At 63.8% G+C, this 22,304-nt stretch carries 6 protein-coding genes and 6 pseudogenes; 8 read left to right on the forward strand and 4 right to left on the reverse strand.

All coding sequences use genetic code 11. The annotated features are described in order from the left end of the window. Positions 1-9 precede the first annotated feature (9 nt). Positions 10-822 carry an HAD family hydrolase gene (locus ACVWW3_RS21475; RefSeq protein ID WP_456648735.1) on the forward strand — a complete coding sequence of 271 codons (813 nt, stop codon included), beginning with the start codon at positions 10-12 and terminating at the stop codon, positions 820-822. A 1-nt stretch (position 823) separates the two neighbouring features. Here the strand turns inward: ACVWW3_RS21475 and ACVWW3_RS21480 are convergent, their stop codons facing one another. Both ACVWW3_RS21480 and malQ read right to left on the reverse strand, forming a co-directional pair. Beyond that, positions 824-2,629, reverse strand: a complete 1,806-nt coding sequence (locus tag ACVWW3_RS21480; RefSeq protein ID WP_456648734.1) for a glycoside hydrolase family 15 protein — start codon at positions 2,627-2,629, stop codon at positions 824-826. Positions 2,630-2,673: 44 nt separating this feature from the next. Then, positions 2,674-4,636: pseudogene (malQ, locus tag ACVWW3_RS21485) on the reverse strand (4-alpha-glucanotransferase). 205 nt (positions 4,637-4,841) lie between these two features. Between malQ and ACVWW3_RS21490 the strand changes: the two are divergent. The 6 genes and pseudogenes from ACVWW3_RS21490 to treY all read left to right on the forward strand — a co-directional run bounded on the left by ACVWW3_RS21490 (position 4,842) and on the right by treY (position 18,853). Continuing rightward, positions 4,842-6,788 (forward strand): maltotransferase domain-containing protein, encoded by a 1,947-nt coding sequence (locus ACVWW3_RS21490; RefSeq protein WP_456649776.1) that lies wholly within the window; start codon positions 4,842-4,844, stop codon positions 6,786-6,788. Between the two features lie 11 nt (positions 6,789-6,799). Further along, positions 6,800-10,094 (forward strand): annotated as a pseudogene (treS, locus tag ACVWW3_RS21495) (maltose alpha-D-glucosyltransferase). After that, positions 10,087-12,225 carry a 1,4-alpha-glucan branching protein GlgB gene (gene glgB, locus ACVWW3_RS21500; RefSeq protein ID WP_456648731.1) on the forward strand — a complete coding sequence of 713 codons (2,139 nt, stop codon included), beginning with the start codon at positions 10,087-10,089 and terminating at the stop codon, positions 12,223-12,225. The pseudogene treS and the gene glgB overlap by 8 nt, the downstream one beginning before the upstream one ends. Before the next feature lie 3 nt (positions 12,226-12,228). After that, positions 12,229-14,308: pseudogene (glgX, locus tag ACVWW3_RS21505) on the forward strand (glycogen debranching protein GlgX). After that, positions 14,305-16,060 (forward strand): annotated as a pseudogene (gene treZ, locus ACVWW3_RS21510) (malto-oligosyltrehalose trehalohydrolase). The pseudogenes glgX and treZ overlap by 4 nt, the downstream one beginning before the upstream one ends. A gap of 1 nt (position 16,061) precedes the next feature. Continuing rightward, positions 16,062-18,853 (forward strand): annotated as a pseudogene (gene treY / locus ACVWW3_RS21515) (malto-oligosyltrehalose synthase). A 3-nt stretch (positions 18,854-18,856) separates the two neighbouring features. On the opposite strand, the gene ACVWW3_RS21520 reads toward treY, so the two are convergent. Continuing rightward, positions 18,857-19,174 carry a polyhydroxyalkanoic acid system family protein gene (locus ACVWW3_RS21520; RefSeq protein ID WP_456649775.1) on the reverse strand — a complete coding sequence of 106 codons (318 nt, stop codon included), beginning with the start codon at positions 19,172-19,174 and terminating at the stop codon, positions 18,857-18,859. Positions 19,175-19,357: 183 nt separating this feature from the next. Here ACVWW3_RS21520 and ACVWW3_RS21525 point away from each other — a divergent pair, with 183 nt between their 5' ends. Then, entirely contained in the window at positions 19,358-19,522 is a 165-nt protein-coding gene (locus ACVWW3_RS21525; RefSeq protein WP_007595743.1) for a DUF3309 family protein, read from the forward strand. A gap of 96 nt (positions 19,523-19,618) precedes the next feature. Here the strand turns inward: ACVWW3_RS21525 and ligD are convergent. Then, positions 19,619-22,295: pseudogene (ligD, locus tag ACVWW3_RS21530) on the reverse strand (DNA ligase D). Positions 22,296-22,304: the final 9 nt, after the last annotated feature.

Raw genomic sequence — 22,304 nt, forward strand, 5'->3', positions numbered from 1 at the left:
GGTCCTGCCATGACGAAAATCTCACTCGTGGTCTCCGACGTCGACGGTACGCTGCTGACCAAGGACAAGACGCTGACGGAGCGCGCGAGGTCCGCGGTGCAGCGGCTGCACCAGGCCGGCATCGGTTTCACGATAACGTCGAGCCGCCCCGCGATCGGCATGCGCTTCCTGATCGACCCGCTGGCGCTCTGGCTGCCGGTCGGCCCGTTCAACGGCTCATCGATCGTCGATCCCGAGATGAACCCGGTCGAGCAGCATCTCATCCCGGCCGGCGCGGCCGAGCGAAGCTTAAAAATCCTCCGCGACTTCGGCGCCGACATCTGGCTGTTCACCACCGACAAATGGCTGATCGACAACCCCAGCGGTAAATACGTCGCGCATGAGCAGCACACCATCCGCTCTGACCCGACCATCGTGACGGACTTCTCGCCCTACCTTGCGAGCGCCTGCAAGATCGTCGGAGCCAGCGCCGATGCAGCCGGCCTAGAAGCTTGCGAGAAGGCGATGCAGAAGGCGCTCGGCAGCGAGGCGACCGCAGTGCGTTCGCAAACATATTATCTCGACATCACTCCGCCCGGCTTCGACAAAGGTACATTCGTGCAAGCCATGGCCAAGCGCCTCGGCATTTCAACGGACGCCGTCGCCACCATCGGCGACATGCAGAACGACCTCGCGATGTTTCGCGTCAGCGGCGTCTCGATCGCCATGGGCAACGCGACCGACAGCGTCAAGGACCATGCCAGCCACGTCACCGCGACCAACGAGCAGGACGGTTTTGCGGAGGCGATGGAGATGATCCTGAAGCGGAACGGGGTCGCTTAAGTCACTGCTTCGACCGCTGCACCGCCGGCTTCTCGCTCCCTTGCCTCGCCGCGGACAGATTGTGCGCGGTGTTGATCAGCGCGATATGGGTCAGTGCCTGCGGGAAGTTGCCGGTCTGGCGCCGGGCGCCTGAATCATATTCCTCGGCCAATAGCCCGACGTCGTTCGCGATACCGACCACGCGGTCGAACAAGATCTGCGCCTTGTCGAGATCGCCCGCCAGCACATGGGCGTCGGCGAGCCACAGGCTACAGGCGAGGAACGCGCCTTCGAGCGGCGGCTGTCCCGCAGGCACTTCGCGCGGGTCGTGCCGCAGCACGAAACCGTCGCGCATCATGTGGTTCTCGACAGCCGCCATGGTGCCACGGATGCGCGGGTCCGATGGCGGCAGGAAGCCGACGGCCGGCAACAGCAGCACGCTGGCATCAAGCAGTTTCGAACCGTAGGATTCGACGAAGGCGTTTTCCTCCGCGTCAAATCCCTTGTTGCAGACGTCGCGATGGATGGCATCGCGCAACGCGCGCCAATGCAGAAGCGGCGCCTTGAAGCCAAAAGTCTCGGCACTCTTGATGCCGCGATCGAAGGCGACCCAGGTCATCACCTTCGAGAAGACGTAGTGCCTGGGCTCGCCGCGCCGCTCCCAGATGCCGTGGTCGGGCTCGTCCCAGACCTCGGCGAGATGATTGAGCACGTTGCATTCCAGCGCCCAGGTCGTTTCGTCGTCGAGCTTGAGCTTGGCCATGCGTGACTGATGAAAGGCGTCGATCAGCTCGCCATAGACGTCGAGCTGAAGCTGCGCATGGGCGGCATTGCCGACCCGCACCGGCCGTCCGCCCTCATAGCCGTCCAGCCAGCCCGCCTCCCATTCCAGCAGCCGCCGCTGGCCCCAGATGCCGTACATGATCTGCATGTTCGCCGGCGAGCCTGCCGCCGCGCGCAACAGCCAATTGTGCCAGGCCAACGCTTCCTCGGTATAGCCGGAATTCATCAGCGCCAGCAGCGTGAAGGTGGCATCGCGCAGCCAGCAGAAACGGTAATCCCAGTTCCTGCTGCCGCCGAGCTTCTCCGGCAACGAGGTGGTGGGCGCGGCGACGATGCCGCCGGTCGGGCCAAAGGTCAGCGCCTTCAGCGTGATCAGCGAGCGCATAATGAGATCGTGATAGTCGCCGTCGCGGATGCATTTGCTGCACCAGTCCTGCCAGAATTTTTCGGTCTCCTGTAGCGCGACCTCCGGATCGATCGGCGCGGGCGGTTCGAGATGCGAGGGACCGTAGGTCAGCACGAACGGCACGGTCTCGCCGGCTTTTACCTCGAAGTCGGACACGGTTGTCATATCCTCGCCGCGGGTCTTTGCCGGCGTACGGAGCACCGTCATGTCCTGGCCGGCGACCGCAAGCAGCGAATGGTCAATCCGCCGCACCCAGGGAATGTCGACACCGAAGCCGAAGCGGATCACGAGCTCCATCCGCATCTTCACCGTGCCGCTGACGCCGCGGACCAGCCGCACGATGTCGGAGGCCTTGCCGCGCAGCGGCATGAAGTCGATCAGCGCAACGGTGCCGCTCTTCGTCTCGAAGCGCGTCTCGAGGATGAGGGTGTCGCCGAGATAGCGGCGCGACGTCGCGGTGACGTCCTCGTCCGGTGCGATCAACCAGCGGCCGTTCTTGTGCGTGCCGAGGATCGCAGCGAAGCAGGCGTCGGAATCGAAGGCCGGCCAGCACAGCCAGTCGATCGAACCGTTGCGCCCGACCAGCGCCGCGGTCTCGCAGTCGCCGATCAGCGCATAGTCCTCGATCCTCTGAGACAATGTCGTGCGAGCCTCGAAAACGGCGTTTCGGAAATCCTCAGCAATCAACGCCCGCCGGGCAACGAGCGTTCCCGTGTCGCGGCCTTCAAAGCTGCGAGATCGACCTTCGAGGCGATCTTGTCGAGCGCAACCGGCAGGCGCTGGCGCCAGTTCGGATGCTCGTCGATCGTGCCGGGAATGTTGGGCTGATCGATCACGCCGAGCAGGTCCTCCAGCGACACTGCGAGCAGCCGCGACGGCGTGCGCGACAGGAAGGCGAGCACCGAATAAAGGTCGTTGGCGTTGATGCCGTTCTGGCGCAGGATGTCGTCGAGCTTGCCGAGCGCATCCCAGCGCGCCTTCTCGTCCTCGCCGGGTTCGAGCCCGAGCGAGAGCTTCATCCTGAGATCGCTGAAGGAGCGCCAGCCGGCATAGGTGCACAGATCATGCGTGTTCAGCGTGACCAGCGCGTTGGGCCGGTAGTGATCGGTGTTGCGGAAATGGCCGGCATCGTCGCGCTCGAACATCATGACGAGATAGGACCAGATGCCGAAATCCTGCATGGTCTCGCGGAATCCTTCCGGCACGGTGCCGAGGTCCTCGCCGATCACGATGCATTTGTTCGCCGCGCTTTCACGCACCACGGCGCCAAGCAGCGGCCTCGAACGGCATCTGCACATAGGCGCCATTATCCGGCTTGAAACCGCGCGGCACCAGATAAAGCCGCTTCAGCCCCAGCACGTGATCGAGGCGGATGGCCCCGGCATGCCGCATCGAAGCGGCCAGCATGTCGGCGAACGGCACGAAGGACTGAGCCTCCAGGCCACCGGCATTGAAGCCGGCAAGGCCCCAGTCCTGGCCGACGGTGTTGAGCACGTCAGGCGGCGCACCGACCGCGAGATGGCGCGAGATCGCCATCTGCTCGTTCCAGGCATCGAAGCCGTTGGACTGCACGCCGACGGCGACGTCGAGATAGAGGCCCACGCGCATGCCAAGTTGGCCGGCCAGTTCCTTGGCGGCATGCAACTGGCTATCGGCGGTCCATTGCACGAATTCAACGAACTCGACGTCGTGCTTGTCGGGCCCGTTGCGCAGTCGGGCGCATTTCGCCTCGTCCGGCTGCTGCCATTCCACCGGCCATTCCCACCACGGCGCCGTGAAGCGATGGCGTAGCACCTCGAAGCAGGCAAAGCGGGACAACAGCGGCGCGCGCGCCGCGCGGAAGGCGTCGAACTGGTTGCGGCGGACACCGCTGGCGCTTTTCACGAAGCTGTCGAAGGCGGCGCGCAAGGCCAACCACTTCAAGGCCGCCATGTCCGCATAGGGCACACGATCGCCTTCACGGAGCCGCGCGGCGGTTGCGGCCGCGTCGGGGACGAGATCGCCGGAAAATTCCGGGATTGCCTCGACATCGATATAGAGCGGATTGAGAAACAGCCGGCTGTTCGGCGAATAGGGGCTGCAATCGGCCGGATGGTCGTCGAACAACACATGCAGAGGATTAAGCCCGACGCCGTCGGCCCCCAACTGCTTGGCGAGCCGGACGAGATCGGCAAGATCAGTGAAATCACCGATGCCCCAATTTCGGTCGGAGCGGACGCTGTAGAGCTGCACAGCAAGCAGCCAGCCGCGGTCGAAATCGCCGCCAAAGGCCCGCTCGGGCGCCACGATCATCGGCACCTCTTCGCTCACGCCTTCGGCATCGGTCAGCGTCAGACGGTGATAGCCGAGCGGCAGACCGGCGGGCCATGCAATCACGGGCTCGCGCGCCTCACCTTGCGCGATCAAATTGCCATTGCCGGTCATCGTCCATTTGAGCGGCGGTGCACCGATCGTCACCAATTCGGTGCGCGGATGGCCCAAGGCGCGCACCACCACGGGTCCGCTAACGAAGCGATAGACCCGCTTCTCCGGCAGGGCGTCGAGGATGGATTTGAGGGCCACGGGATCGGTGATCCGCAGCTTTCCGAGGGCATCGACGAATTCGGACTGAACGCCCTTGATCTGGGCTTGAGCTAAAAGATCCATTCGGCACGCAGTTGGCAGGCCAGATTTTGGCCGGGGGTATTGATTTTAACGAGGCAGTGGAAGACGTTAGTCAGGCTTAACTCACAAACCGCGCTAGCCGTTCCCGAGGGAACTAATGACACCCAACCGGTCTTTCTATATAGGTATCAAGCGTAGGTTCCCGACAAGGGAAACGGGCTCCTGCTTTCTTGTCAATGGCATCACCGTGAACAAGACAATTCAAACTGTCGAGAGTGCCGCAGCCGGCAGCGCTTTCCTCATCGAAGACGTCTATCCCTTGATCGATGGCGGCCGCTTCCCCGTGAAGCGGATCGCGCGCGAACCGGTCGAGGTCTGGGTCGACATCTACCGCGACGGCGACGCCGTGATCGGCGCAGCGCTGATCTGGCGGCAAGAGCAGGACCGCGAATGGCGGAGCGAGCCGATGATCCCTCACGGCAATGACCGCTGGTCCGGCGCGTTCACACCGGTTGAGCCTGGCAAATATGTCTATGCGATCGAAGCCTGGACCGACGAGTTCGCGACGTGGTCGCACGGGGTTGCGCGCAAGCAGCGCTCTGGTGCCGATGTCAGCCTCGATGCGATCGAGGGCGCCGGCCTTCTGACCAAGGCGCATGGCGCGCGGCAGGACGCCGCGGCTGTCATCGTCAGGCAATGCGAGGACTATCTTCAGACCGGCGACGTTGCCCCGCTGCTGGCAACTGAACTCGGCGAAGCCATGGCCGAGAGCCAATCGCGGCCCGACCTCACCCGCTCGGCGCCCTTCCCGCTCATCATCGACCGCGACAAGGCGCGCTTTGGCGCCTGGTATCAGATGATGCCGCGCAGCCAGAGCCAAATTCCAGGCCGGCACGGCACGCTCCGCGACTGCATCGCGCGGGTGCCCGACATCGCGGCGATGGGCTTCGACGTGCTCTATTTCACTCCGATCCACCCCATTGGCCGCACCCGCCGCAAGGGCCGCAACAACGCGCCGGTAGCAACCGAAGGCGATCCCGGCTCACCTTATGCGATCGGCACCATCGAGGGGGGGCACGATGCGCTGCATCCGGAGCTCGGCACGATCGAGGATTTCCGCGCGCTGGTCGCGACCTGCCTGGAATACGGCCTCGAGCTCGCGCTCGACTTCGCCGTACAATGCTCGCCGGACCATCCCTGGCTGACGCAACATCCGGAATGGTTCAAATGGCGGCCGGACCGCTCGGTGCGGACGGCTGAGGGGCCCTATTCCGATATCGTCATCCCCGATTTCACGTCCGTCGATCGGGCCGGACTGTGGAACGCGTTTCGTGACGCCATGCTGTTCTGGATCGACCACGGTGTCACCATCTTTGCCATCGACAATCACGACACCGCGCCGCTTGCTTTCTGGGAGTGGCTGATCCGCGATATCCGCCGCCGGCACCCCGAGGTGATCCTGTTCTCCAAGACGTTCGCGCGACCGAAGCTGATGAAGGGCCTCGCCAAGCTCGGCTTTGCGCAGTCCTTCAGCTATTTCCCGTGGCGCACGGCGAAGTGGGAGCTGGAGCAATATCTCGGCGAGCTGACGCGCTATCCCGAACGTGACTTCTATCGGCCGAACCTGTTCGTGAGCACGCCCGACCTGCTGCCATATCATCTCCAGGGCGGCGAGACCTGGGCGTTCAAATCGCGCGTCGCGCTGGCCGCGACATTGTCCGGCAGTTACGGCGTCTACAGCGGGTTCGAATTGCTGGAGCACGACGCGATCCCCGGCCGCGAGGAATATCTCGACTCCGAGAAATACCAGATCAGACAGCGCGACTGGGACAAGCCCGGCAACATTAAGCCGTACATCACGGAGCTAAATCGTATCCGCAACGAAAACGTAGCCCTTCAGCAGACGGCGAACCTGCGCCTCCTCGGCATTGAGGACGGCGACACGATTGCTTTTGCCAAGGAGGCCGCCGATCCCGCCAATACCGTCATTGCCGCGATCGCGCTCTCGCGCAATGCACGCGAGTTCTGGTTGCCGCTCGGCGACCTCGCCATCGACGTCGGCCGCGCGCGCCGCCATGTCACCGGACTCGAAAATCTCCTCACCGGCGAACAGTCCCGCATCGAATGGGGCGGGATCAAATTGCGTATCGATCCCGACCGCGATCCGGCGCTGCTGTTCCGCTGCCTGGCGTAAAGGCGCACGCCATGAACGTATTGTCTTCCGTCGACACCAAGAAAGCCGAGGCTGCCGGGATCGTGGATGAACTCTGGTACAAGGACGCCGTTATCTACCAGCTTCACGTCAAGGCGTTTGCCGACAGCAACAATGACGGCATCGGCGACTTCGCCGGGCTGACCGAGAAGCTGCCCTATCTCCAGGAGCTCGGCGTCACCGCGCTCTGGCTGCTGCCGTTCTATCCCTCGCCCGGCCGCGACGACGGCTACGACATTGGCGACTACGGCTCGATCAATCCCGATTTCGGGACGATGAAAGATTTCAAGCGCTTCATCCAGGAGGCGCAGAAGCGCGGCTTGCGCGTCATCACCGAACTCGTCGTCAACCACACCTCGGACCAGCACAATTGGTTCAAGCGTGCGCGCCGCAGCCCGGCAGGCTCGAGCGCCCGCAATTGGTATGTCTGGAGCGACACCGATCAGAAATACCAGGGTACGCGGATCATTTTCACCGATACCGAGAAATCCAACTGGACCTGGGATCCCGAGGCCGGCGCGTTCTACTGGCACCGCTTCTTCTCGCACCAGCCGGATCTCAATTTCGACAATCCGCGCGTCGTCAGCGCGCTCATCCAGGTGATGAAGCGCTGGCTCGATGCCGGCGTCGACGGCTTCCGGCTCGATGCCATCCCCTATCTCTGCGAGCGCGAGGGCACCTCGAACGAGAACCTTCCCGAGACGCATTCGGTCATCAAGCGCCTGCGCAAGGAATTGGACGCCTATTCCAAGGGCAAGCTGCTGCTGGCCGAGGCCAATCAATGGCCGGAGGACGTGCAGGAATATTTCGGACGTGGCGACGAATGCCACATGGCCTACCACTTCCCGCTGATGCCGCGCATCTACATGGCGATCGCGCAAGAAGACCGCTTTCCGATCACAGACATACTGCGACAGACGCCGGACATTCCTTCAAGCTGCCAGTGGGCGCTGTTCCTGCGAAAACCATGACGAGCTGACGCTGGAAATGGTCACCGACGTCGAACGCGATTATCTGTGGTCGACCTACGCCAATGATCCGCGCGCCCGCATCAATGTCGGCATCCGCCGGCGCCTTGCGCCGCTGATGGACAACGACCGGCGCAAGATCGAGCTGATGAACTCGCTGCTGCTGTCCTTCCCTGGTACGCCGATCATCTATTACGGCGACGAGATCGGGATGGGCGACAACATCTATCTCGGCGACCGCAACGGCGTGCGCACGCCGATGCAGTGGAGCCCGGACCGCAATGGCGGCTTCTCACGCGCTGATCCGGCCCGCCTTTACGCGCCGCCGATCATGGACCCCGTCTATGGCTACGAGTCCGTGAACGTGGAAGCGCAGTCGCGCAGCCTTTCGTCGCAGCTCAACGCCACCAAACGGCTGATCTCGGTGCGCAAGTCCACGCTCGCCTTCGGCCGCGGGACCATGACCTTCATCCGCCCGACCAACCGCGCTGTGCTGGCCTATGTCCGGCAGTACCGCGACGAGGTGATCCTCTGCGTCGCGAACCTGTCGCGTGCCGCGCAGGCAACCGAGCTCGATCTGTCGCCGTGGAAGGACCGCATCCCGCAGGAGATGCTCGGCCGCACGCGTTTTCCGGCGATCGGCGAACTGCCCTACATGGTCACGCTGGGGCCCTATGGCTTCTACTGGTTCCAGCTCACCGAGCGCGACAAGTCCGAGCCGGTGACGCCGCGCGCGGTGCCGGAATTCGAAACGCTGGTGGTGCCTGTCAATTCGACCTGGGTCTCTCTGGCACGCGAACGCGGAATGTTCGAGCGCGATGTGCTGCCGGACTTCCTGTCACGGACGCGGTGGTATCCAGAAAACAATCCCAAGCACATCAAGCCCACGCTGACCTCGGCGGTGCCGTTCTGCGACATCGGCGACAACAGGCCCTGGATCGCGTTCTTCGAAGCGACCCGCCACGATGTGACCACGCGCTATGTCGTACCGATGCAGATTGAGTGGGTGCGCTTCGATCGCGAACGCTTCAACCCGAAGGCGCTCGCCGCCGTGCGCCAGGGTGCCCGCGAAGGCACGCTGCTCGACGTTGCGACAGAGCAGATCTTCATCGGTCTGTTCCTGCGCAATCTGTCGCAGAACCTGGTGGTGGAAGAGAACAATCTGCGGCTGGAGTTCAAGGCGACCAGCAGGTTTGCCGACTACACCATCAAGGAGCCAGAACGCATCCGCACGGTCGAGCAGTCGAACAGCACCGCACTGGTCGACAACCAGTATGTCGCCAAGATCTATCGCCGGCTTGAAAGCGGCATCAATCCCGAGATCGAGATCGGCGCCTACCTCACCGAAATCGCCCGCTTTGCCAATACGGCGGCACTGCTCGGCAGCGTCGAGCTGGTCGAAGGCGATAGTCGCAGCGCGGTCGGCGTGCTGCACGCCTATGTCGAGAACCAGGGCGATGGCTGGGCCGTCACCGCGGGCTATCTCGACCGCTATATCGACGAGCAAAGGGTGCTGCCACCGGGCGAGATGCTCCGCGAGACCCAGGAGCAAGCGCCATATCTGCACTTCATAGCGCAGATCGGCCGGCGGCTCGCCGAGCTGCATGTGGCTCTGGCGGCCGCAAAGCCCGACGATCTCGCGCCGGAGTCGATCGGCTCCGCACACGTCGAGCGCTGGACATCCGACCTGACGAGACGGGCCGAGCGCGTTCTCGAGCGGCTGGCCGACACTCGCGGCGGCCTGCGAGAGGCGGACCGGCCGCTGATCGATCAGCTCGTGGCGATGCGTGCGTCCCTGTCCGGCCGGCTGAATGCGCTATTGCCTTCCGAGATCGGCGGGTTGAACATCCGTCATCATGGCGACTTCCGCCTCGGGCAAACGCTGATCGTAAAGGACGATATCTTCATCATCGACTTCGACGGAGATCCGCGTTTGCCGCTGGCCGACAAGCGGCGCAAGCTGCCTGCCGCGCGCGACGTCGCCGGCCTGATCCGCTCGATTGATCTTTCGGTTAACGCGGCGCTCAACCGCGCGCTCACGGGCGCCTCCGACGAGCAGGGCCGGCTTACGGCCGCGCTCGGCGAATGGCGCGAGCGCGCCACTGCGACGTTCCTCAACGCCTACCGCGAGGCCACGACGGATCGGCGGCTGTGGCCAGTGGATCGGCAATCCGCGGCAGGCCTGTTAAGTTTTTTCCTGCTTGATCAAGCGTTCGACGAAGTAGAGTACGAGCTGTCCCACCGGCCTGAGGGGCTCCATGCGCCGCTGTCCGGACTGCTTCGCATTCTGTCCAGCACCGAGAGCGAAGCCCATGCCTAAACTCCCTGCCGAGGCCTATGCGATCATCGAGGGCCGCCACTCCGACCCCTTCCACTATCTCGGACTGCATCCCGAGGGCGGCAAGAGTGTTGTGCGCGCGTTTCTCCCCGAAGCCTCCAATGTCGAGGCGGTCAGCGAGCATGGCGAGGTGGCCCGGCTCGACCGCGTCCACGATGCCGGCCTGTTCATCGGCAGCCTGCCGAATGGCTCGAAGCACTACCAGCTCCGCGTCAAATTCGGCGACCGCGTCGTCGAATTCGAGGACGCCTACCGCTTTCCGCCGATCCTGACCGATTTCGATCTCTATCTGCTCGGCGAAGGCACCCACCAGCGCCTTTACGACAAGCTCGGCGCGCATCCGATGCGGCTCGAAGATATCGATGGCATCGGCTTCGTAGTGCTGGCGCCCAATGCACGGCGCGTCTCCGTGGTCGGCGATTTCAATTTCTGGGACGGGCGGCGCCATCCGATGCGGGTGCGCGGCGCAGGTTATTGGGAGTTATTCATCCCGCACGCCAAGGCCGGCGACCACTACAAGTTCGAAATTATCGGACCCCATGGCCATCTACTCCCGCTGAAATCCGATCCGATGGCGTTTGCAAGCGAGGTGCGGCCGAAGACCGCTTCCATCGTGTTCGACGAGGCGCATCTGCCGCGGCCGCGACCGGCACCCGACGGCATCAACGCATTGTCGGCGCCGATGTCGATCTACGAGGTCCATCTCGGCTCGTGGCGGCGCAAGAACGGAGATGAATGGCTGACCTATCGGGAGCTGGCCGAGCAGCTGCCGGCCTACGCCCGTGACATGGGCTTCACTCATCTCGAATTTCTCCCCGTCAGCGAGCATCCTTTCGACGGCTCATGGGGCTACCAGCCGACCGGCCTGTATGCGCCGACCAGCCGTTTCGGCACGCCGGAGGATTTTGCCGCACTGGTCGATGCCTGCCACCGCGAAGGCGTCGGCGTGCTGCTCGACTGGGTGCCTGGCCACTTCCCGGACGATCCGCACGGGCTCGGCAGTTTTGACGGCACAGCGCTGTACGAGCACGCCAATCCGCTCCAGGGCCGTCACCTCGATTGGGGCACGCTGATCTACAATTACGGCCGCACCGAAGTGACGAACTTCCTGGTGTCGAACGCGCTGTTCTGGCTCGAGCGTTATGCTATCGATGGCTTGCGCGTCGATGCGGTCGCATCCATGCTCTACCTCGACTACAGCCGCCCGCCCGGCGCGTGGATTCCGAATCAGCATGGCGGCCGGGAGAACATCGAGGCGATCGCGTTCCTGCGCCGCTTCAACACCGAGCTGTTCGCGCGTTTCCCGCAGGCGACCACGGCCGCCGAAGAGTCCACCGCCTGGCCGCAGGTCTCGCGTCCGGTCGAATTCGGGGGGCTCGGCTTCGGCTACAAGTGGAACATGGGTTGGATGCACGACACGCTGAACTACATCAGCAAGGATCCGATCCACCGCAAGCATCATCACGGCGACATCCTGTTCGGCCTGCACTATGCCTTCTCGGAAAACTTCGTCCTGCCGCTGTCGCATGACGAGGTCGTGCACGGCAAACGCTCGATTCTGGGCCGCATGCCCGGTGACGAATGGCAGCGCTTTGCGAATCTGCGCGCCTATTACAGCTTCATGTTCGGCCATCCCGGCAAGAAGCTGCTGTTCATGGGTGCCGAGATCGCGCAAAGCCGCGAATGGAATCACGACCAATCGCTCGACTGGCACTTGCTCGAGCACAAGACTCATTCCGGCATCCAGGCGCTGATCCGCGACCTCAACCGGCTCTATCGCGCGGTGCCCGCTCTGCACCAGATGGACTGCGAGCCGGCCGGTTTCGAATGGCTTGTCACCGACGACGCCAACCGCAACGTGTTCGCCTGGCTGCGCAAGGGATTTGACGAGCACGCCCGGTGCATGGTGATCGTCAACTTCTCACCCAACGTCTATCGCAACTACCGCGTTCGCGCGCCCTTCGGCGGCAAGTGGAAGGAAGTGTTCAACTCGGACTCCGCCCACTACGGCGGCAGTAATGTCGGCAACATCGGCGAAGTCCATGCTGTCGATGGCGAGCTCCGCCTCACCATTCCGCCGCTCGCCGGGATCTTCCTCGTTCCGGAAAGCTGAACGATGCGCCTGACTGCTGGATCGCCCGCACGCCTCGGCGCAAGCTGGGACGGACGCGGCACCAATTTCGCGCTGTTCTCCGCCAACGCGCAGAAGGTCGAGCTGTGCCTGTTCGACACGCAAGGCCGCCGCGAACTCGAGCGCATCGAACTGCCGGAGCGCACCGAGGACGTCTGGCACGGCTATCTCAACGACGTTTCGCCCGGCCAGCTCTACGGTTATCGCGTGCATGGCCCCTACGAGCCCGAGCAGGGGCATCGCTTCAACGCCAACAAGCTGCTGCTCGACCCCTATGCCAAGCGGCTTTCCGGGCGGCTGGTCTGGAGTGACGCGCATTTCGCCTATCGCACCGGAAGCCCGCGTGAAGATCTCTCCTTCGACCGGCGCGACAACGCGCGCGGCATGCCGAAGGGCGTCGTGGTCGACGAGACCTTCAACTGGGGCCGCCGCGAGATCCGGCCCAACATCCCCTGGGAAGATACCATCATCTACGAGGCTCACATCAAGGGCCTGACGCAGAAGCGCAACGACGTTCCGCCGAATTTGCGCGGCACCTATGGCGGGCTGTCGTCGCCGGCGATGATCGAGCATCTGAAGAAGCTCGGCGTCACCACGGTCGAGCTCCTGCCGATCCACGCGTTCATCGACGACCGCATCCTGGTGGAGAAGAAGCTAGCCAATTACTGGGGCTACAACACGCTGTCCTTTTTCGCGCCCGAGGCACGCTATGCCCAGGACAACGCGCTCGACTCATTTCGCACCACGATTGCACGCCTGCACGATGCCGGCATCGAGGTGATGCTCGACGTCGTCTACAACCACACTGCCGAGGGCAATCACCTCGGCCCGACGCTGTGCTATCGCGGCATCGACAACGCCTCCTATTACTGGCTGAACCGCGAAAACCCGCGCTATTACGACGATTTCACCGGCTGCGGCTCGTCGGTCAACCTCACCCACCCGCGCGTGCTGCAGATGGTGATGGATTCGCTGCGCTACTGGGTCGAGGTCTGCCACGTCGACGGCTTCCGTTTCGACCTCGCCACCACGCTGGCGCGCGGGCCGAACGGTTATGATCGCGGCAGCTCGTTCCTCACCGCGATCCGGCAGGATCCGGTGCTGGCGAGCGTCAAGCTCGTCGCCGAACCCTGGGATCTCGGCCTCGGCGGCTACCAGGTCGGTGCATTTCCCTCGCAATGGTCGGAGTGGAACGACCGTTACCGCAGCGCCATGCGCCGCTACTGGAGCGGCGAAGGCAGCCTGATCGGCGACATCTCCAGCCGCATGACGGCGTCCTCCGACTTGTTCAACCACGACGGACGGCGGCCGCGCGCCAGCATCAACCACATCACCGTCCATGACGGTTTCACGCTTGCCGATCTCTTCAGCTACAATGAGAAGCACAACGAGGCCAATGGCGAGGACAACCGCGACGGCTCCAACGACAACCATAGCAACAATTGCGGTGTCGAGGGCCCGACCGACGATCCCCAAATCCTCAGCTTGCGCCGGCAGCTTCGCAAGAACGTGCTGGCCTGCCTGATGCTGGCGCAGGGCATTCCGCTGATCCTCGCCGGCGACGAGGTCGGCAATTCGCAATCGGGCAACAACAACGCCTATTGCCAGGACAACGAGGTCGGCTGGGTCGGCTGGGACAATCTCGGCAAGGACGGCGACGGCATGGTCGATTTCGTCGCCGAACTCGCCGATATCCGCCGCCGGTTCTCGCAGCTTCGTAGCCATCGCTGGCTCGACGGCCGCCCTAAAGACGGCATCTCCTACGGCGCGCTGTGGCTGACGCCGGCCGGCGACGAAATGACGGAAAGCGACTGGAAATTCCCGGAAGGGCGGTTTCTTTCCTATGTGATGGGGCCGATGGAACCGCGCAGCGCCGCGATCTTTATCGTACTGAACGCCGCCCCCGAAGAGATCGCATTCAAATTGCCAAAAATGACCGAATACAAGAGCTGGCAGCAGATCCTGAACACGACCGAGGCCAAGCTGAACACGATCGACTTCCAGCCCGGGAGCGCCAGCAAGGCGGCCGCCGCGCTCCGTGCTCGCTTTCGCGGGGGCGCTATGAGGCCATCCTTCGGGGCGAGGCTGACCAAGGACAGCGTGTCGTTCCGGCTGTGGGCGCCCGCCGCGCGCCGTGTCGATCTCCTGCTCGACGGACGACACGCGATGCAGCGCCGGCAGGATGGCTGGTATGTCGCCGACATTGTCGGCCTGGCCGTTGGCAGCACCTACAAATTCAGGATCGACGACGAGATCGACGTGCCCGATCCGGCGTCTGCATTCCAGCCCGAAGACGTGTTCGGCCCGAGCGAAGTGATCGATCACGATGCCTTCGCCTGGCGCGCGCGCGATTGGCGCGGCCGCCCCTGGGAGGAGACTGTGCTGATCGAGACGCATGTCGGCACCTTCACTGCTGAAGGCACCTATCGTGCCATGATCGACAAGCTCGATCATCTCGTCGCAACCGGGATCACCGCGGTCGAGCTGATGCCGCTGGCCGATTTCGCCGGCCGCCGCGGCTGGGGGTTATGACGGCGTGCTGTGGTACGCACCCGACAGCGCCTATGGCCGCCCCGATGATTTGAAGACGCTGATCGACGAAGCACATCTGCGCGGGCTGATGGTATTACTCGACGTCGTCTACAATCATTTCGGTCCCGAGGGGAATTACCTCGGCCGCTATGCGCCGGCCTTCTTCACCGATGCGCACACGCCATGGGGCAGTGCGATCGATTATCGCGTGCCGCAGGTTCGCGCTTTCGCCGTCGAGAACGCACTGTCATGGCTCACCGACTACCGCTTCGACGGCCTGAGGCTCGATGCCGCCAATCACATCATGGCCCCCCCCGGCGAGCAATCGATGCTGCAAGACCTCAGCATCGCCGCAGGCGAGCTTGCCAAGGCAACGGGACGGCACATCCATGTCGTGCTGGAGAACGGCGACAACCGCGCGAGCCTGCTCGACGCCGCGCAGGAGCCCCCGAACGGCAAATATCGCGGACAGTGGAACGACGACTACCACCACGTCTGGCACGTGATGCTGACCGGTGAGCTCGCCGGCTATTACGCGGACTATCAAACGCCGCGCCTCGATCTCGCACGCGCGCTTGCATCCGGCTTCGTCTATCAGGGCGAAATCTCGGAATTCTGGGGCAAGAAGCCGCGCGGCGAAAAAAGCGGCGAGCTGCCGCCGGCGACCTTCGTCAACTTCCTGCAAAACCATGACCAGATCGGCAACAGGCCGCTGGGCGAGCGACTCGAGAGCCTGGCATCGCCCAGGCAGATCGAAGCCGCACTCGCCGTGACCTTGCTCGCGCCGATGGTGCCGATGCTGTTTCAGGGCGAGGAGTGGGGCTGCACCGCGCCCTTCCCGTTCTTCTGCGATTTCCAGGGCAGCCTTGCCGATGCCGTACGCGCGGGGCGCAAGCAGGAGTACGCCTGGGCTTACGAAAAATACGGCGACGAGGTGCCCGACCCGCTCGATCCGGCAACGCTGCAAGCGGCCGTGCTTGACTGGACCGGCCACACGCCGGAACAGAACACACGTCTCGCGCTGGTGCGGGAGCTGCTCACGCTTCGCCACAAAGAGATCGCGCCACGACTGAAAGATGCGCGCTTCGGTGATGCCGCCGTAGCCGATAGCGGCCTGCTCACCGCACATTGGCGCATGGGAGATGGCGCGACGTTGCGTCTGGTCGCCAATCTGTCCGACAAAGACATCGCATACTCCGACGGCAGTGAGGGCACCCCGATCTGGGGCGGCGCGGCCGGCGACAAGCTTCCGCCTTGGTCGGTGGTCTGGCGTCTCGGAGGTTGAGATGCCTCCAGCCATTCCTCTCGCAACCTACCGGCTTCAGCTCACCGCGGATTTCGACTTCGACAAGGCCACCGCGGTGGTACCCTATCTAAAGGCGCTGGGGATCACGCATCTCTACACCTCGCCGGTGATGAAGGCCCGCAAGGGCTCGACGCACGGCTATGACACCGTCGATCACAGCCAGCTTAATCCGGAGCTCGGCGGCGAGAGGCCGGCTTCGCGCGACTGAGCGAGGCGCTGACGCAGAACGACCTTGGCCTCATCATCGATTTCGTGCCGAACCATGTCGGCGTCCACTTTGCCGACAATCCCTGGTGGCTGGACGTGCTGGAATGGGGCCAGACTTCGCCGCACGCAGTTTCCTTCGACATCGACTGGGATCTGCTGCCCTACCGCGCCCGCGACGGCGTGCTGCTGCCGATCCTCGGCGCCTCCTATGGTGAAGCACTTGAGCGCGGCGAGATCGACCTGCGCTACGATTCCGACGAAGGCAGCTTCTCGGCCTGGTATTTCGAGCACCGCCTGCCGATCGCGCCGGAGCGCTATGGTGAAATGCTGCGCATGATCGTGAAGGAGGCGGACGCGGCCGAGAGCGAAGCCGGCAAGCGCCTGCTGTCGCTGGCGGCACGCTACACGGGACTGCGCCGCCCCAACCGCAAGGAAGCGCCCGGCTTCAAGGCGGAGCTCAAGGAGATCGCAGGCAGCGCCGACATCGTCGCGCGCGGTCTCGGCGCCTATCGTGCCGCCAAGGACCGCCCCGCGCAGACGCTGGCGCTGCATCACCTGCTGGAACGTCAGCACTACAAGCTCGGGCACTGGCGGCTTGCCTCCAGCGATATCAACTATCGCCGCTTCTTCGACGTCAACGGGCTCGCCGGCCTGCGCGTCGAGGACCCCGGCACGTTCGCCGCCACGCACCGGCTGGTGAAGCAACTCATTGCCGAGGGCAGACTGCAGGGCATCCGCCTCGATCATATCGACGGCCTGCGCGATCCTGCGCAATATTGCCAGCGGCTGCGCCGGCTGGTGCGCGACGCGCAGGGCACGACGAAGCCGTTCTATACGGTGATCGAGAAGATCCTGTGCGAGCACGAGCGTCTGCCGCATCTCGCCGGCATCCAGGGCACCACCGGCTATGAGTGGATGAACGCCATCACTCACGTTCTGGTCGACGCCAAGGGGCTTGAGGCCCTGGACGAAACCTGGCGACAGATCAGCAATCGGCCGCCACGGCTCGCGCCTTACGTCAAGGACGCCAAAAGGCGCGTGCTTGAGACGCTGCTGACCAGCGAATTCACAGTTCTGACGCGCCTGCTTGCGCGCATCGCCAATGGGCACTACTCGACGCGCGACTTTTCCGCCGACAGCCTGCGGCAGGCACTCGAGCTCTATGTGCTGCATTTCCCGGTGTACCGCACCTACCTGACGACAAGTGCGCCGACGGCGAACGATCGTAAGCTGATCGACGACACCATTGAGCACGCTCGCCGGGAATGGTTCGCTGCGGACGACGGCATCTTCGACTTCCTGCGCGACGCGCTCACCATGGACCTGCTCAAGCCTGGCCGTCCCCCGCACAGCGCCCCGCGGGTGCGCCGCTTTGCGCTGAAGGTGCAGCAGTTCACCGGGCCGATGATGGCAAAGTCGCTGGAGGACACCGCGTTCTATCAATTCCACCGGCTGCTCGCGATGAACGAGGTCGGCGGTTGATCCCGCGAGCAGCGGCCTCACCGTTCCCGCTTTCCACGAGATCATGCAGGCCCGCGCCAGGGAATGGCCGCAAGGAATGACGGCGACCGCCACCCATGACACGAAACGCGGCGAGGACGCCCGCGCGCGGATCGCGGCCCTGAGTGAAATTCCCGGCGAATGGACCAGCGCGGTGGCCCGCTGGAAGGTCCTGAACGCACCGCACATTGCGCTCGACGGCAATCTGCGTGCCCCGTCGGCGACATTCGAATACATGCTCTACCAGACCCTGCTCGGCGCCTGGTCGCTCCAGAAGCCGGCCGACGCCGGTTTCGTCGAGCGTATCCAGGCCTATGCGCTCAAGGCTGCGCGCGAGGGCAAGGAGGAGACGAGCTGGCTCAACCCGCATGAGGCGTATGAGAACGGCGTCAAGAGCTTCATCGCGAAGATCCTCGATCCGGCGCTGTCCGGAGAATTCCTGGAGGCGCTGCAAACCCTGGCGCGCCGCGTCGCGCTGCTGGCGGCGCGCTGAACGCGCTGAGCCAGCTCACGCTCAAGGCGACCTTGCCCGGCGTCCCGGACTTCTACCAAGGTACCGAATTTTGGGACCTGTCGCTGGTCGATCCCGACAACCGACGTCCGGTGGATTTTTCCGCGCGGCACGCGGCGCTTGGCATGCTGGACAATCCCGACTGGAATCATCTGATCAAGAGCTGGCCGGATGGCCAGCTCAAGCTGGCCTGGACGCGGCACCTCCTCAAGCTGCGCAACGAACTCCCTGACGTCTTCGCGCGAGGCGATTACCAGCCGCTTCAGGTTCGGGGCGCGCACGCGGACCATGTCGTGGCCTTTGCCCGCCGCCACGGCCGCGCCGCGGCGATCGTCGTGGTCGGGCGCCAGTTCGCACCCTTCACGCAAGCAGGACGCGAATGGCCGATGCTCGATGGGTTCGACGCTGCCATCGACGTCACGGGCTACCACGTGCCGGGTCTTGCGGGCAACGATCTGCTGCTCGCGCAGGCGCTTGGCAATTTTCCCGCTTCTGTCATCTCGGCGCGCGCCGCGGGTGCGGCGAGGCCGATGCGACCGCGCGCCCGCGCGTGAACGCTAGCTTTTTTCGTCTTTGCCCAGCAGCAGCTGGCCGCGCTTGCGGATCGTGGCCTGCGCCATCTCGGCAAAGCGCTGCAACAGCCAAGGCAGCACCACCTGCACCTTGACGTGGTCGTCGGCGACATCGACCTGGCCGCTCGCGATCTGCCCCAGCGCGCGGATGCGAAAATTCATGCTGTCATCGCTCCAGCGCTCCTCCTCGACCTGCATCACCGGAATGCTGGCCGCGGCGCGGCCGAGCCCGGTCTTGAGCCGGCGCACCGCCTCCTCGCGGCCGAGACGGTGCGGAATGGAGACGACAAGCGGTGCTGACATGGCCCTGCCCGGTAGTGATTGATGGCTCACCGAGTCATGCCGGCTGGAAGGACAAAGGTTCCATGCGAGTTCGCCAATCTTGCCGTGTTTCACATCCGGAACTTTAAAACCTGCGGCAAGTTGCCCCCGCACAACGGGACAGGTGCAACGACCCTTTTTGACAAAGGGCTGGAGGAGATTCGCATGTCTATCGGTACGATCATTCTGATCATTTTGGTTATCGCCCTGCTCGGCGGCTTCAGCGGCATCGGCGGCGGTCCGTTTTACGGCACCGGCTATTATGGCGGCGGCGGCCTCGGACTTGTCATCGTCATTTTGCTGATCTTGCTATTGCTGGGACGGATTTAGCCGCTCTTGCAGGGTGGGTTAGCCGAAGGCGTAACCCCCATTGCTTCCGTGAATGCTGAACGAAGTAGGGTGGGCTACGCCTTCGGCTACCCCACCCTACTTCACTTTCCCCGCGAGCTTCTTGATCGCCGCCTTGATCGACGCGGCTGCATCATCGTAGCCATCCCACGCCTTTGATCGCGTCAGCAATCCGGGTACCGTCCGCACCGTGTAGCGCCTCGGATCGAGATCGCTCTTTACCTGCGCCCACGTGACGGGCATCGACACGGTTGCACCATCTCGTGCGCGGGGGGAGAGCGGCGCCACCGCCGTCGACATCCGATCGTTGCGCAGATAGTCCAGAAAAATCTTCCCGTCGCGCAGCTTCTTCGACATGTTGAGCAGATAGCGCTCGGGCTCGTCACCCGCCATCCATTGGCAGACCCCTTGCGCGAACGCCTTTGCCTCCTTCCAGCTCACCTTGTCCCGTGCGCCGTGGAGCAGCGGCACGACCACATGCAGGCCCTTGCCGCCGGTGGTTTTGCAAAAACTCTCCATGCCGACATCGGTGAGGCGCTGCCGCATCTCCTTGGCCGCATCGACGACCTCGGGAAAATCAACATCCGGCGCCGGATCGAGATCGAATACCAGCCGGCCCGGCGTGTCATAAGAACCTGGCGCACAATTCCAGGGATGCAGCTCGACGCCACCGATCTGCGCCACGGCCGCGAGCCCCTCGACACGATCGATCTGCAGATAAGGCTTGCGATCGCCTGAGACCTTGGCCAGTTCGATCAGGTTCGAGGTGCCCTGCATGGCGTGGCGCTGGAAGAACTTCTCACCGCCAATGCCATCAGGCGCACGCACGATCGAGCAGGGACGGCCCTTGATATGCTCGATCATCCAGGAACCGATCGCCTCGAAATAGCGCGCGAGATCGAGTTTCGTCACGCCCTCGCCGTCGGCGCCGTCCGGCCACAACTCCTTGTCCGGCTTGGAGAGCACGACGCCCATCACCTCGGCACCGCCGCTTGCCTTCGGCGGGGCGGCAGGCCTGGTTCTGCCCCGTGACCTGATGGAAGGCTCGGCAAGCTCGGTATCGGCGGCGGGCGTTTCGGCCTCGACCTCCTCCGCCGGCTTGTCCTGCCGCAGACCCTTGAAGGCGGCCTGGCGGATATTGCCGTCGGCGGTGAAGCCGGCGAACTCGATTTCGGCCACGAGCTCCGGCTTCAGCCAGTGCACCTCGCCCGTCTTTTTCGGCGCATTCTTAGCCGCCGAAGGGGCTTTGCTTGGCCTCCATGGCCTTCAACGACGGCATGATGCGCTTGACCTTGTCGGCGCCGAAGCCGGTGCCGACCATGCCGACGAAGGCGAGATGATCACCTCGGTGCACGCCGGCCATCAGCGAGCGGAATTTGCCGTTGGTGGTCTTCCAGCCGCCGATCACGACCTCATGGCCGGCGCGGCATTTTGCCTTGGTCCAGCTTTCTGTCCGCCCCGAACGGTAAGGCGCATCGAGCTTCTTCGACACCACGCCTTCGAGCTCGAGCTTGCAGGCCGATTGCAGCACCGCATCGCCGCCGCTTTCGAAATGCTCGACATAACGAATCTGGCTTGATTTCTTCTTGCGTGCTTCCAGCAGTTCCTTGAGGAGGTCTTTCCGTTCACCGAGCGGCAGGCGGCGATAATCGAGTCCCTTGGTGAACAGGAGATCGAAGGCGAAGAAGATGAGATCTTCGGTCTTGCCGTCCGATAGTGCTGCCTGGAGCGAGGAGAAGTTCGGCGCACCATTATGGTCGAGCGCGACGATCTCGCCGTCGATCATCACGTCCGGCAGCGCGCTTGCTTCCTTAGCAATACTTGCGAATTTTCCGGTCCAGTCGAGGCCCTTGCGCGTCTTCAACGTCGCCTCGCCGCCCTCGACCCGAAGCTGCACGCGGTAGCCGTCGAACTTGATCTCGTGACACCAGCCATCGCCACCCGGCGGGCGCTCGACCGACGTGCAGAGCTGCGGCGCCACGAAATCCGGTATCTCCGCCGCCTTCTTCGCGGTCGCGGTCGTGGCTTTCTTCTTTGCCGTCTTGCCGGTCTTCAACGCCGCGCGCGGCGCCGGCTTGACCGTGCGCCCTTTCGCTTCTTCGGCCCGATTGGACTGCCAGACCGCGTCGGCCTTGGCATTGGCGCCCTTCGCCAGCATGAACGGTCTTGGCGCGCGTCCCTTGCCTCCGGCGATCTGATCCATCGCGCGGCCGGAGGCGACCGACTTGTCCTCCTCGAGAATGTCGTTGTCTGCGCCCTCACGGACATGTTCGTCGCGGTGCTTGATCAGGAGCCAATTGGTGCGCTTCCCGCCGGTGCGGTCGTTGCGCATGCGCACCAGCACCCAGCTGCCGTGCAGCTTCTCGCCATGCAACGTGAACTTGAGGTCGCCCTTCTTGAACCCGCGTTCGGGATCCTCGGATTCCCAGGTACCGCGGTCCCACAGCATGACCGTGCCGCCGCCATACTGGCCCTCCGGGATCGTGCCCTCGAAGTCACCATAGTCGAGCGGGTGGTCCTCGACCTCGACGGCCAGCCTCTTGTCGTGCGGGTCGAGCGAAGGCCCTTTCGTCACCGCCCAGGACTTGAAGACGCCGTCGAACTCGAGCCGTAGATCGTAGTGCAGTCGCGTCGCATCGTGCTTCTGGATCACGAAGCGTCGCTGCTTCGAGGGCACCGCTGCCGTTTTGCCCGACGGCTCCGGTGTCTTCTCGAAATCACGTTTCTGTCGATACTTAGAGAGCTTTTGCAGCACGACTGATCC

Source organism: Bradyrhizobium sp. LM2.9, assembly GCF_054056555.1.